Origin of the sequence: Sphaerisporangium rufum, assembly GCF_016863395.1 — a bacterium.
In the GTDB taxonomy this organism is placed as follows: domain Bacteria; phylum Actinomycetota; class Actinomycetes; order Streptosporangiales; family Streptosporangiaceae; genus Sphaerisporangium; species Sphaerisporangium rufum.
Map to the genome: position 1 here is coordinate 16,752 of NZ_BOOU01000081.1, position 11,810 is coordinate 28,561.

The 11,810-nt window shown below is 71.9% G+C and carries 14 protein-coding genes and 1 pseudogene; 13 read left to right on the plus strand and 2 right to left on the minus strand.

Annotated elements, in window-relative coordinates; all coding sequences use genetic code 11:
• The first annotated feature begins 109 nt into the window (after positions 1 to 109).
• From pgsA to Sru01_RS28925, 5 genes are all read left to right on the plus strand, one after another.
• A complete protein-coding gene (gene pgsA, locus Sru01_RS28905) occupies positions 110 to 709 on the plus strand; it encodes a phosphatidylinositol phosphate synthase (RefSeq protein ID WP_203992113.1) in 600 nt (199 codons plus the stop codon).
• A gap of 40 nt (positions 710 to 749) precedes the next feature.
• Positions 750 to 1,664: a phosphatidylinositol mannoside acyltransferase gene (locus tag Sru01_RS28910; protein WP_203992116.1), complete on the plus strand. Its 915-nt coding sequence runs from the start codon at positions 750 to 752 to the stop codon at positions 1,662 to 1,664.
• A 7-nt stretch (positions 1,665 to 1,671) separates the two neighbouring features.
• A complete protein-coding gene (locus Sru01_RS28915; protein WP_203992120.1) occupies positions 1,672 to 2,853 on the plus strand; it encodes a glycosyltransferase family 4 protein in 1,182 nt (393 codons plus the stop codon).
• Entirely contained in the window at positions 2,850 to 3,395 is a 546-nt protein-coding gene (locus Sru01_RS28920; RefSeq protein ID WP_239137818.1) for a hypothetical protein, read from the plus strand. The genes Sru01_RS28915 and Sru01_RS28920 overlap by 4 nt, the downstream gene beginning before the upstream one ends.
• A gap of 72 nt (positions 3,396 to 3,467) precedes the next feature.
• A complete protein-coding gene (locus Sru01_RS28925) occupies positions 3,468 to 3,974 on the plus strand; it encodes a GNAT family N-acetyltransferase (RefSeq protein ID WP_203992122.1) in 507 nt (168 codons plus the stop codon).
• Positions 3,975 to 4,070: 96 nt separating this feature from the next.
• On the opposite strand, the gene Sru01_RS28930 is transcribed toward Sru01_RS28925, so the two are convergent.
• Both Sru01_RS28930 and Sru01_RS28935 read right to left on the minus strand, forming a co-directional pair.
• Positions 4,071 to 4,472, minus strand: a complete 402-nt coding sequence (locus Sru01_RS28930) for an ArsR/SmtB family transcription factor (protein ID WP_239137819.1) — start codon at positions 4,470 to 4,472, stop codon at positions 4,071 to 4,073.
• Positions 4,469 to 4,915, minus strand: a complete 447-nt coding sequence (locus Sru01_RS28935; RefSeq protein WP_203992124.1) for an SRPBCC domain-containing protein — start codon at positions 4,913 to 4,915, stop codon at positions 4,469 to 4,471. The genes Sru01_RS28930 and Sru01_RS28935 overlap by 4 nt, the downstream gene beginning before the upstream one ends.
• 281 nt (positions 4,916 to 5,196) lie before the next feature.
• Between Sru01_RS28935 and Sru01_RS28940 the strand changes: the two genes are divergently transcribed.
• From Sru01_RS28940 to pdxS, 8 genes and pseudogenes are all read left to right on the plus strand, one after another.
• Positions 5,197 to 5,481, plus strand: a complete 285-nt coding sequence (locus tag Sru01_RS28940; RefSeq protein ID WP_239137820.1) for a type II toxin-antitoxin system Phd/YefM family antitoxin — start codon at positions 5,197 to 5,199, stop codon at positions 5,479 to 5,481.
• Positions 5,482 to 5,569: 88 nt separating this feature from the next.
• Positions 5,570 to 5,845: pseudogene (locus Sru01_RS36700) on the plus strand (AF_0692 family protein); the annotation flags it as partial.
• A 10-nt stretch (positions 5,846 to 5,855) separates the two neighbouring features.
• Positions 5,856 to 7,190: a helix-turn-helix transcriptional regulator gene (locus tag Sru01_RS28945; RefSeq protein WP_507763324.1), complete on the plus strand. Its 1,335-nt coding sequence runs from the start codon at positions 5,856 to 5,858 to the stop codon at positions 7,188 to 7,190.
• A 228-nt stretch (positions 7,191 to 7,418) separates the two neighbouring features.
• Positions 7,419 to 8,387, plus strand: a complete 969-nt coding sequence (locus Sru01_RS28950; protein ID WP_203992129.1) for a TolB-like translocation protein — start codon at positions 7,419 to 7,421, stop codon at positions 8,385 to 8,387.
• A gap of 91 nt (positions 8,388 to 8,478) precedes the next feature.
• Positions 8,479 to 8,754 carry a DUF6225 family protein gene (locus Sru01_RS28955; RefSeq protein ID WP_203992133.1) on the plus strand — a complete coding sequence of 92 codons (276 nt, stop codon included), beginning with the start codon at positions 8,479 to 8,481 and terminating at the stop codon, positions 8,752 to 8,754.
• A 240-nt stretch (positions 8,755 to 8,994) separates the two neighbouring features.
• Entirely contained in the window at positions 8,995 to 9,588 is a 594-nt protein-coding gene (locus Sru01_RS28960; protein WP_203992136.1) for a pyridoxamine 5'-phosphate oxidase family protein, read from the plus strand.
• Between the two features lie 148 nt (positions 9,589 to 9,736).
• A complete protein-coding gene (locus Sru01_RS28965; protein ID WP_239137823.1) occupies positions 9,737 to 10,744 on the plus strand; it encodes a DUF3048 domain-containing protein in 1,008 nt (335 codons plus the stop codon).
• A 130-nt stretch (positions 10,745 to 10,874) separates the two neighbouring features.
• Positions 10,875 to 11,795: a pyridoxal 5'-phosphate synthase lyase subunit PdxS gene (gene pdxS / locus Sru01_RS28970; protein ID WP_203992143.1), complete on the plus strand. Its 921-nt coding sequence runs from the start codon at positions 10,875 to 10,877 to the stop codon at positions 11,793 to 11,795.
• The last annotated feature ends 15 nt before the right edge of the window (positions 11,796 to 11,810 follow it).

Sequence of the window (11,810 nt, forward strand, 5' to 3'; positions counted from 1 at the left end):
CTCCCTTACCCGCCGCCGCCCCGCGCCACCCCGGCCGGGGCGGCGTCCAGGCGCCCGGCGCCGCCCGCGGTCGAACCAGGGGCGCCCGGTGGCCTACGATCGGACCGCGATGTTGAAGCTCCTGCGCCCCGCCGTCACCCGTGTGCTCACCCCGCTCGGCCGGGCGCTCGCCCGCCGGGGGATCAGCCCGAACGTCATCACCGCGATCGGCACGCTCGGCGTCGCGGCGGGGGCGCTCGGCTTCTACCCGCAGGGCCGGCTGTTCCTCGGCTCGGTGGTCATCACCGTCTTCGTGCTGGCCGACCTGCTGGACGGCGTGCTCGCCCGCATGCTCGGCACCGGCAGCACCTGGGGGGCGTTCCTGGACTCCACCCTGGACCGGGTGGGCGACGCCGCGATCTTCGCGGGGCTGATCTTCTGGTTCGTGGCCACCGGCGACCGGCTGATGGCCGGCGTCGCGCTGTTCTGCCTGGTCGCCGGGGCGGTGGTCTCCTACGTCAAGGCACGGGCCGAAGGGCTCGGGCTCAGCTGCGACGTCGGCCTGGCCGAACGGCCCGAGCGGCTGGTCGTCGTGCTGGTGGCGGCCGCGTTCGCCGGGCTCGGCGTGCCGTACATCCTGGCCGTCGGGCTGTGGCTGCTCGCCGCGGCCAGCGCCTTCACCGCCGGCCAGCGGATCCTGCACGTCTACCGCCAGACGGTGACAGCATGAAGGCACGACCCGGCGCAGGCCTGGTCTCCGACTCCGAGGGATGTGCCGCACCGTGATCGACCGGCTGGTGACCTGGGCGTTCCACCTCGGCTGGGTGCTGGTGCCCCGGCTGCCCGAGCGGGTGGCCGCCGGGCTGTTCCGCCTGATCGCCGACGTGATCTGGTGGCGGCACGGCAGGCTCGTCCGGCGCCTGGAGTCCAACCTGGCCCGGGTGACCGGCAAGGACGCCGCCGACCCCTCGGTGCGCGACCTGAGCCGCGCCGGGCTGCGCTCCTACTTCCGCTACTGGATGGAGGCGCTGCGGCTGCCGGTGATCGGCAAGGAGCGCATCCTGACCGGAATGCGCGTCACCGGCGGCGAGCGCATCTTCGACACCCTGGAGTCCGGCCGCGGCATCGTGCTCGCCCTGCCGCACATGGGCAACTGGGACCTGGCCGGCGCCTGGCTGATCCACAACGGGCATCCGTTCACCACCGTGATGGAGCGGCTCAAGCCCGAGTCGCTGTACGAGAAGTTCGTCGCGTTCCGCGAGAGCCTGGGCATGGAGGTGCTGCCGCTCACCGCCAAGGGCGGCGGCAGCGCGTACGCCTTCGGCACCCTGGCCCAGCGGCTGCGGGCCGGCCGCCCGGTCTGCCTGCCCGCCGAGCGCGACCTCACCGAGAAGGGCATCGAGGTCGACTTCTTCGGCGCCCGCACCCGCATGGTCGCCGGGCCCGCGCTGCTGGCCGTGCAGACCGGTGCGGCGCTGAACCCGGCGACGTTGTGGTTCGAGGGCGCGGACTGGGGGCTGCACATCCACCCGGAGATCCCCGTCCCGGCCGAGGGCACCCGCCAGGAGAAGGTCGCCGCGATGACCCAGAGCCTGGCTCGCGCGTTCGAGGCCGGCATCACCGAGCACCCGGAGGACTGGCACATGCTGCAACGACTCTGGCTCGACGACCTGGAGCCCCGGTGATCACACCATGAGGGTGGGCATGGTCTGCCCCTACTCCTGGGACGTCCCCGGCGGCGTCATGGCGCACGTCCGCGACCTGGCCGAGGCGCTCATCGAGGACGGCCACCACGTGTCGGTGATCGCCCCGGCCGCGGACGACGCGCCGCTGCCGTACTACGTCACCTCGGCCGGGCGCGCCGTCCCGGTGCCCTACAACGGGTCGGTGGCCCGGCTGGCGTTCGGCTTCCTGTCGGCCGGGCGGGTGCGCAAGTGGCTGCGCGAGGGCCGGTTCGACGTGCTGCACGTGCACGAGCCCGCCGTCCCCTCGGTCGGCCTGCTGGCCTGCTGGGCGGCGCGCGGGCCCATCGTCGCCACCTTCCACGCCTCCTACCAGCGCTCGCGCGCGGTTTCGGTGACCGCGCCGGTGCTGCACACCGCGCTGGAGAAGATCACCGGCCGGATCGCGGTCTCCGACGCCGCCCGCAAGACGCTGGTCGAGCACATGGGCGGCGACGCGGTGCTGATCCCCAACGGCGTCACCGTCCGCCGGTACGCCGAGGCCGAGCCGCTGCCCGGCTGGGGCCCCGACGGCGGGGTGATCGGCTTCCTCGGCCGGATGGACGAGCCGCGCAAGGGCCTGCCGGTGCTGCTCGACGCCTTCGCCAGGCTCGCCCCCGAGCGGCCGGGCCTGCGGCTGCTGGTCGCCGGGCCGGGCGACGCCGGCGACGTGCTGGCCAAGGTGCCCGCCGCGCTGCGCGACCGGGTCGGCGTCCTCGGCATGGTCAGCGAGGAGGACAAGGTCCGCGCCTACCACTCGGTCGACGTGTTCTGCGCGCCCAACACCGGCGGCGAGAGCTTCGGCATCGTGCTCGCCGAGGCGATGGCCGCCGGCGCCACCGTGCTGGCCAGCGACATCCCCGCCTTCCGCCGGGTCCTCGGCGAGGGACGCGCCGGGGCGCTGTTCACCAACGGCGACGCCGGCTCGCTGGCCCGTGAGGCCGCCACGCTGCTGGACGACCCGGCCTGCCGGTCCCGGCTGGCCGCCGAGGCCCGGGCCGCGGTCCGCCGGTACGACTGGTCCACGGTCGCCCGCGACGTCGTCCGGGTGTACGAGACGGTCGCCGCGACCACCGCGGGCGGCGTGGAGGAGGAGTCCCGGCAGGCCGCCGCCTCCGGCTCCGGCTCCGGCTCCGCCGGGGGGCCGGCGTGAACACCCTGGCGATCGTGCTGCTGGTGGCGGCACTGCTCGCGCTGACGGCCGTCTACGTCTCCTGGCGGGCCGGCCGGCTGGACCGGCTGCACATCCGGCTGGAGACCGCCCGCGAGGCGCTGGACGCCGCGCTGCTGCGCCGCGCGGCGGTCTGCATCGAGCTGGCCGCCTCCCGGGTGCTGGACCCGGCCACCAGCCTGGTGCTGGCCGCCGCCGCCCACGAGGCGCGCACCGCCGGCCCTGAGGAGCGCGAGCACGCCGAGAGCGACCTGTCGCGCACGCTGCGCGCGGTGATGGACCAGGAGCGGTTCCGCGAGCGGCTCGCCGAGTCGCCCGGCGGCCCGGAGCTGGTCGCCGAGCTGGACACCGCGGTCACCAAGGTCATCTACTCCCGGCGGTTCTTCAACAACGCCGTCGAGGTGACCCGGCACGCCCAGCGCCGCTGGCTGGCCCGCACCCTGCGGCTGGCCGGGCACACCGAGTACCCCGCGTTCTTCGAGATCGACGACGCCGAGCCCGCCTCCTTCGCCCACCAGCCCTGACCGCCGGGGCCGGCCGCCATCCCCGGTGATTAATTCGGTGGCGCGATCCGGCGGGCCGGGGAGAATGCGTTCATGCACATCAGAGCGGTACGCCTGGACGAACTACCCCTGCTCCAGGACATCGAGCGGGCCGCCGGGGAGTGCTTCCGCGACATCGGCATGCCGGAGATCGCCGACGACGAGCCCTTCCCGCTCGACGAGCTCGCCCGCTACCACCACGACGGGCTGGCCTGGGTGGCCACCGGCGACGCCGGCGCGCCGGTCGCCTACCTGATCGCCGACCGCGTCGACGGCAACCTGCACGTCGAGCAGGTCTCGGTGCACCCGGGTAGCTCGCGTCGCGGCATCGGCCGGTCGCTGCTGGACCATCTGGCCGCGCACGCCACCGCCACGGGCGTCCCGGCGCTGACCCTCACCACGTTCACCGAGGTCCCGTGGAACGGCCCCTACTACGAACGCTGCGGGTTCCGCCTCATGGCCGACGGCGAGATCACCCCCGGCCTGCGGAAGATCCGCGAACGCGAAGCGGCCCACGGCCTGGACCGCTGGCCGAGAGCCTGCATGCGCCGAATGCTGTGACCCCGGGCCGCCGGCGAGTCCTTCGCCTGCTGCCGGTCGTGGCCGGACTCGCGCTCGGCGACGCGGTTGACGCCCGCCGGCCGGCGACCACCTGGTCTATTGCGTGCCCTGGCCGGCCTCGCGCTCGGCGGCCTCGGCGGTCTCGGCGGCGCGCTTGATGGCGGCCAGCCGGCGGTCCCAGTCGGCGGCGAGCGCGGCCATCCAGCGGGCCGTCGCGTTCAGCGCCGCCGCCCGCACCGCGTACCGCACCTCGCGGCCGGCCCGAGCGCTTACCACCAGGCCCGCCGCGGCCAGCACGGCCAGGTGCTTGACCACGGCCTGCCGGGACACCGGCAGCCGTTCGGCGAGCGTGGTGGCGGTCGCCTCGCCCTTGGCGGCGAGCAGATCGAGCAGCCGGCGCCGCATCGGGTCGGCCAGCGCGCTCAGGACGCCGTCGACGGCTTCGGACGGCTCGCGCCCGTCCACCGACCGCCCGTCCTCCGGCCCGTCGTGGGTCACGCGGCGGGCTGCTCGGCCCGCGTCTTGAGCGCGTCGAGCTCCACGGGCCAGCCCTTGACGTGGTCCTCCCGGTTGCACTCGCGCAGCTCCGGTGACCCGGCGAGCGCGGCGAACCCGCTCTCCACCACGTGCAACCGGGTCCGGTCGCCCTCCTGGCTGAGGGTGAACTCCACCAGGGTGCTGTTGTCCTCGCGCAGCTCCTCGCCGGGGAAGGCGCTGGTCCACCGGTAGGCAAGGTAGGTCGGCGGCCGGACCGTCTCCACCCGGACCGGGAAGTCGCCGTGCTCGGAGTTCTTCGCGATCAGCAGGTCGCCCTCCTTCGCCACGGTGCCGGGCAGGCTCGCCCTGTCAGCCACCCAGAAGCCGGGCTGGGCGACGAGTTCCCAGACCCGCTCCAGGGACGCCGCGATCAGTGTCTCACTCTCGATCCGGTCTTCGCTCATCTCGGAACACCTCCGCGTAACGTTCGACGACGCCATCTGATGCAACTATAGAGTTGCACTTCAATCTGCTGAGTGCAACCCGCGGGTTGCATCCGAATCGAGGCGCGGGTGCCAGGCCCAGATCGGCGAGACGGCGTAGAGCGGTCCGGTGGGCATCACCGCCTCCACACACGCCTCGCCAGGCGGCCCTGCGACGTCCTTACCGCTGGAAAGCCTTGTGTGCTCAGCCGGCTGCGCCTGTTGAGCACCTGAGCGGACCCGTGTTGTCAATAATCCTGTCCATGACGGTTCTCTCATTGGCAGACGCACGGGCCTGGCTGTTCGATCTCGTCGAGTCCGCGGTGACCACGCACGAGCGGTTCGAGATCACTCGCAACGGAACTCCGGCCGCCGTGCTCCTGGCTGCGGACGACTACGAGACCATGCGAGAGATGATCGAGATCCTTGCTTCGGACAAGACCGTCGCGGCGATCAAAGACGGCCTCTCCGATCTGGCGAACGGCCGAACCTTCGGTGAGACCGAGGTAGCGGCGGAGTTGCGCCGAATGGGGCGCATTCACGGATGATCGCGATACCGGTTCGATCACGGCAGGCCCGATGGGTCTGGGGCGAGATCAGGATGGGGCCATGGCATGGCGTCCCACGCTCGTCCTGATGCTGTTGGCCCCCTACCTGGGCGAAGTGCTGTCGACGGCGACCTCCCCGCTGGCGCTGGTACTGCCGTGGAACCTCGCCCTGTTCGCCGCCCTCTACGGCGGCGGCGCGCTGCTGTGCCGGGAACTGGCCCACCGCTGGGGGCTGGGTCTGCCCGGCCTGGCCCTGCTCGGCGCGGCGTACGGGGTGTACGAGGAGGCACTGGTCACCCGGTACTGGTTCGACCCCGGCTACGCGCGCGACACCGGCGTCGGCGGTCATGGGTACGGGCGGGCGGCCGGAGTTGATGCGGGCGCGGTTGCGGTTGGGGTTGAGCCAGGAACAGGTCGCGGCGGCGGTGTGGGTGTCGCCGACGACGTGGAGCCGGTGGGAACGGGGCCGGCAGGCGATCCGGCCGGTGTACCGGGCGCGGTTGGCGCAGGTGTTCGGGGCCGATCCGGTGGAGGTGGAGCGGTGGGTGGACGGGGGTGGCCCGGTCGACACCCAAGCCTGGCTGCTGCCGGACTGTAGCGAGCTGTCGCTCGCGGCTACCGTCGAGGCGGCCGGACGCCTGTGGAGGTGCGACATGGACCCCGACCGCCGCCACCTCCTCGCCGCGCTTCCGTTCGTCCCCGCCGTGCTCGGTGACTGGCTCACCGAATGGGCGTACGGCACGTCCGGCGAGCCGATCGAGGCATCAGGACCGGCGGGCCGGCTGGTGGGCCGGGCGGATGTCGAGCGGATCGATGCCGCCTGGCGGGCGTTCGCGGAGATCGACCACCGGTTCGGCGGCGGGCTGGTCCGGGCGGCGGTGGTCGACCATCTGCACTCGTCGGTGATGCCGCTGCTCAAGGGCCGCTACGACGAGCGGGTCGGCGCGGCACTGCTGAGCGCGGCGGCGCGGCTGACGCAGCTGGCGGGCTGGACGGCCTTCGACCTGGGCCGGCACGGAGCCGCCCAGCAGTACTTCGGCCAGGCGCTCCGGCTCGCCAAGGCGGCCGACGACCCGCAGACGGCGGCCTGGGTCATGACGGCGATGACCTACCAGGCGATCCACCTCGGCCAGGGTTCCTGGGCGGTGCGGCTGGCCGGCGCGGCCACCGAGACGGCGCGCCGCGCCCAGGCGCCGCCGGAGGCGATGGCGTTGCTGCTCGGCCGGGAGGCGTGGGCGCTGTCCCTGCACCGAGCCGGCGCGTCGAGCGACCGGACGCGGACCCAGGTCGAGCGGCTGCTGGCCGGCGCCGACCAGGCCTGCGCGGACGGTACGGGGGAGCAGGACGGCGCCTGGATGATCTCCGGTGATCCGACCACGCTGGCGTCGCAGCAGAGCCGCTGCTGGACGCTGCTCGGCGACCACCGGCGCGGGGTCGCGGCGGCCGAGCGGGCGCTGGCCGGGCTGGCCGGCGGGTCCACCCGGGCACTCCAGCTGGCCCGGGTGAACGCCGCCGAGGCCTATCTCGGCCTGGGCGAGGTGGACCAGGCCGTAGAGATCGTCCGCTCCGCCACATCGGCCGCCGGCTCCCTGTCCTCCACCCGCCTGGCAGAACGCATCCACGGCTTCGTCCGGCGGTTGGAGCCGTACGCCGCGACGGTCCAGGTCAAAGAGTTCCGCGCCTACCTTGCAGCCGCTCTTGCCTCCTGATCGCCTGCATTGCCCGGCGTGCTGGACGAGATGGCTGAGATCCTCTGTCGGCGGAGACGCCGCCGCCCTCCGGGGGCCTGACCGATCTGGCGGCGGGAGGGACGTTCGGGGCGGCCGATGTGGGTCGCTTGGGTAGGGGCTGGGTTAGCGGCTTCGCGCGGATGCGTGATCTGGTAGGGATTCGTTTCCTGGGGAGCGTGCGGGACGGACCGTCATCAGGAGCGCGTCGTGGTGTTTCCGAGGGATCTGGTTGTCGCGGAGTTGCCGGAGCGGCCGGTGGGGCGGGCGGCGTTGGCCGTCGAGGTTCGGGGGACGCTGGTGGTGCTGGACGCGGAGACCAGAGAGTTCGTCCGGTTGCCGCGGCCGGTGCCGGAGGCTTCGTTCCGGTCATTGTCGGCGGATGGTTCGCGGATGTTGCTGGTCAAGGACAGTGCTCGTAGTCGGGGTGGTATCTGCGCGCTCACCCTCGCGGATGGGGAAGAGCAATGGTTTGCCACTCCGGATGAGCGCAGTGACCAGGATGCGATGTTGTCGCCGGACGGTACGGTGATCGCGACGCTTGCAGACAGTGGTGAAGAGGATCCGGGGCATGCGGTCATCGGGGTACTGGATCCAGTTACGGGGTGTCGTCGTGATCTATGGCGGGCAGAGGGGGCGGCCTCGTGGGAGAGCGGATTGTGCTGGTCTCCTGATGGACGCTGGATCGCCGCCACGTACATGATCTGGGATGTGGAGTACGACGATGATGCGCTCTCGACAGTGATTGTGGATGCGGAGAACGGGGCGGTACGGATCGGACCGATCATTCGGTCCTCGCTGCTGGGCAACACCCATTCGCCCTGGGTCGACGATGACCGGCTGGCATTTCGTCGCGAGTGTATGGATGTCGATCAGTTGTTCGTGGTTGACGTAGAGAGGGGCGAGGAGACGCCAGGGCCGGAGTTCGTTGGTCATCCCTGGGGGATCATCGACGGCAGGTTCGTCTACCAGCTCAGCAGTTTGGAACGCTGGGATCCGGAGGCCAGCACCTTCTACACCACGAACCTGGACAACGCCGATCGGTCGACCTTGTTCGTCATCCGTCCCAGGGCGGAGATCAAGCGCTTTCAACTCGCGCTGCGGGCGTTCCCCGAGGCACTTCGCGCCGCCCGGCGGTCCACAGAGTCGAACCGACCCCCGAATCCGGCGGATCGCTGATCGTTGGTGCCGTGTCGTGCGGTGTTCGGACCATCTGGTGCGCCGGGTGACCGGGGCCGGCGGTCCAGGGCGTGCGTCCTATGCTGAGTTCGTGGCGGATGATCAGGAGCTGGAGCGATGCCGGCACGATGTCCGGGAGTGGACGGTGGGGGAGCTTCGCCAGGCTCTTGATGGGCTTCCAGACGGAATGCGGTTGCGCATCGACGTGCCGGCGGCACCGCGGACGAACGACCCGCAGATATCGGATCAGGAACTCGTCCTCGCCGCCGCCTTTGTGGACGATGGCGACCACCTCGTGCGTGACGAACTGGTGCTGTGGGCCGACTTCGGCGCCGGCTGGTACATGCGGCCGCGAGTGGAGTCCTGAAGGCCGGGCTGTTCGTTGCCCGTCCCGCTCTGAAAACGTCGAGGTGGCGGCTTGGCCGCCCTGCCGGACGGTGCCGCTGCTGATCACGTCGCGTTCCGGTGGTCAGGCCGAGCCGCGGACCACCCATGGCGTAGCGGCACGTGGCTCAGGTCGGCCACGGCGGGCAGCTGCCGTACGTCATTTGACGACAAATGGGGGCCTTTGCTGGCAAGTGTGAGGGCTGGGGCGATAATGATGATCATGGGTAAGACGTACGAGCGCATCGACGGGCGGCTGCGGGCGTTCATCGAGGACCAGCCGATCTTCTTCACCGCGACCGCGCCGCTGGCCGCCGACGGGACGGTCAACCTGTCACCGAAGGGACTCAAGGGCACGCTGGCCGTGCTGGACGAGCGGACCCTCGCCTACCTGGACGGCGCGGGCAGCAACGCCGAGACCATCGCCCATCTGCGGGAGAACGGGCGGATCACCCTGATGTGGTGCGCCTTCCAGGGGCCGCCGAACATCGTGCGGGTGCACGGCCGCGGCGAGCCGGTGTTCCGGGACGACCCGCGCTGGCTGGAGCTGATGACGCACTTCCCGGACATCGACATGAGCGACCACGGGCACCGGGCGATCATCGTGGTGCACGCCGAGCTGGTCCGGGACACCTGCGGGTACGCGGTGCCGTTCATGGCCTACGAGCAGGATCGCGACCTGCACGCCAGGCGGTTCGCCCGCGAGGACGACGAATCGCTGAGCGACTACTTCGCCAAGAAGGAGCACGTGGCCCGGAGCATCGACGGGCTCCCCGGCCTGCCGCTGCCGCTGCCGCCGACGCCCGCCCGGGGCTGACCGGCCCGCACCAGACCCCACGATGTACCGCCTTTCCCGGTGATCGCCGATATTTGGCACTTACCAGGGAGAAGTCCGACCTTCCGCCGGTAAGCTCATGGCGTTTTCCGGATATATCGGGAGGGGCGCTGCTGTGCGGGTAAAAAGGGTGATCGGCGGAGCACTGGCGGGGGCCGCCGTACTGGTACCCGCGGTGGCCTGCTCCTCCTCCGGCGGCGGCGCCCGCCCCGCCGGTGAGTCGGCCGCGCCGGTCGAGTCGTCGACCCCGGCCCCGTCGTCCGCGCCGCCCGAGCACCCGTTCACCGGGCAGCCGGTGGCGGCCCGCCGCCCGGTGCTCGCGGTGAAGATCGAGAACACCCACGCCGGCAAGCCGCAGATGGGCGTGCGCAGCGCCGACCTGGTGTTCGTCGAGCAGGTCGAGGGCGGCCTGACCCGGCTGATGGCGGTCTTCTCCTCCAAGATCCCGGCCAAGGTCGGCCCGGTGCGCAGCGCGCGCATCTCCGACCTGCACCTGCTGCCGATGTTCGGCAAGCCGGGCCTGGCCTACTCCGGCGTGCAGAGCAAGATGATCCCGCTGGTCCGCGCGGCCTCGCTGTACGACGTGTCCGACAGCGCCGCGCCGCGGGCCTATTTCCGCCAGCCCGGCCGGGTGGCGCCGTACAACCTGTTCGCCGACACCAGGAAACTGATCGCGGCGGCGCCGAAGTCCACCAAGGCCAAGGACATCGGCCTGGTGTTCGCCGACGAGGCCCCGGCCGGCGGCAAGCCGCGCACCTCCTTCAGCGTGCGCTACCCGGCGGCCCGGTTCACCTTCACCTGGTCGGCCGCCCAGAAGCGCTGGCTGGTGGCGCAGGACGGCGCCAAGGACATGGCGGCCGAGGGCGGCCAGCTCGGCGCGCCGACCATCGTGATCCAGTACGCCAAGACCACCCGCTCGCAGTTCCACGACTTCACCGGCAGCTACACCCCGCTGATCCAGAGCACCGGCAAGGGCCGGGCGGTGGTGCTGCGTGACGGGCAGGCCTACCAGGCCCGCTGGTCGCGTCCCTCGGAGGAGGAGGGCACCACCTTCACCACCGCCGACGGCGAGCCGCTGCCGTTCGCCCGCGGCCAGGTGTGGATCGTGCTCGCCGCCCCCAAGCCCGTCCAGCCCTGATCCGGCGGCCCTGACCCGGCACTTGGCCGGGATGTCCAACGGCCACGGCCGGACACGACGGTCCGGCCGCAGGCGCCGGACCGGGCACCGCCTAACATGAACGTGGAAACCATCGTCGCGCCCGTGAGGAATGACCGTGTCCAGCAGCACCCCCGAAGTCACCGAGACCGCCGCCACCGGCACCGCCCGGGTCAAGCGCGGCATGGCCGAGATGCTCAAGGGCGGCGTCATCATGGACGTCGTCACCGCCGAGCAGGCCAAGATCGCTGAGGACGCCGGCGCGGTGGCCGTGATGGCCCTGGAGCGCGTGCCCGCCGACATCCGGGCCGAGGGCGGCGTGTCGCGGATGAGCGACCCGGACATGATCGACGGCATCATCGAGGCCGTGTCCATCCCGGTGATGGCCAAGGCCCGGATCGGCCACTTCGTCGAGGCCCAGGTCCTGCAGGCCATCGGCGTCGACTACGTGGACGAGTCGGAGGTGCTCACCCCCGCCGACGAGGCCAACCACATCGACAAGTGGGCCTTCACCGTGCCCTTCGTGTGCGGGGCCACCAACCTCGGCGAGGCGCTGCGCCGCATCGCCGAGGGCGCGGCGATGATCCGCTCCAAGGGCGAGGCGGGCACCGGCAACGTCGTCGAGGCCACCCGGCACATGCGGCAGATCCGCGCCGACATCCGGCGGCTGGCCTCGCTGGACGAGGTCGAGCTGTACGCGGCGGCCAAGGAGCTGCGGGCGCCCTACGAGCTGGTCGCCGAGATCGCCAAGACCGGGAAGCTGCCGGTGGTGCTGTTCACCGCGGGCGGCATCGCCACCCCGGCCGACGCCGCGATGATGATGCAGCTCGGCGCGGAGGGCGTGTTCGTCGGCTCGGGCATCTTCAAGTCCGGCGACCCGGCCAAGCGCGCCGCGGCCATCGTCAAGGCCACCACCTTCCACGACGACCCGGACGTGATCGCCAAGGTCTCCCGCGGCCTGGGCGAGGCCATGGTCGGCATCAACGTCGCCACGCTGGCCGAGGGCGACCGCCTGGCCACCCGAGGCTGGTAGCCCGGCCGGCACCTC

What these genes read in the sequence shown, in the direction of transcription:
- Sru01_RS28915 (WP_203992120.1), top strand. Translation starts at nt 1,672, where the DNA reads ATGAGGGTGGGCATGGTCTGCCCCTACTCCTGGGACGTCCCCGGCGGC.
- Sru01_RS28940 (WP_239137820.1), top strand. Translation starts at nt 5,197, where the DNA reads ATGACGGTTCTCTCATTGGCAGACGCACGGGCCTGGCTGTTCGATCTC.
- Sru01_RS28935 (WP_203992124.1), bottom strand. Translation starts at nt 4,915, where the DNA reads ATGAGCGAAGACCGGATCGAGAGTGAGACACTGATCGCGGCGTCCCTG.
- Sru01_RS28910 (WP_203992116.1), top strand. Translation starts at nt 750, where the DNA reads ATGTGCCGCACCGTGATCGACCGGCTGGTGACCTGGGCGTTCCACCTC.
- Sru01_RS28925 (WP_203992122.1), top strand. Translation starts at nt 3,468, where the DNA reads ATGCACATCAGAGCGGTACGCCTGGACGAACTACCCCTGCTCCAGGAC.
- pgsA (WP_203992113.1), top strand. Translation starts at nt 110, where the DNA reads ATGTTGAAGCTCCTGCGCCCCGCCGTCACCCGTGTGCTCACCCCGCTC.
- Sru01_RS28945 (WP_507763324.1), top strand. Translation starts at nt 5,856, where the DNA reads ATGCGGGCGCGGTTGCGGTTGGGGTTGAGCCAGGAACAGGTCGCGGCG.
- Sru01_RS28960 (WP_203992136.1), top strand. Translation starts at nt 8,995, where the DNA reads ATGGGTAAGACGTACGAGCGCATCGACGGGCGGCTGCGGGCGTTCATC.
- pdxS (WP_203992143.1), top strand. Translation starts at nt 10,875, where the DNA reads ATGACCGTGTCCAGCAGCACCCCCGAAGTCACCGAGACCGCCGCCACC.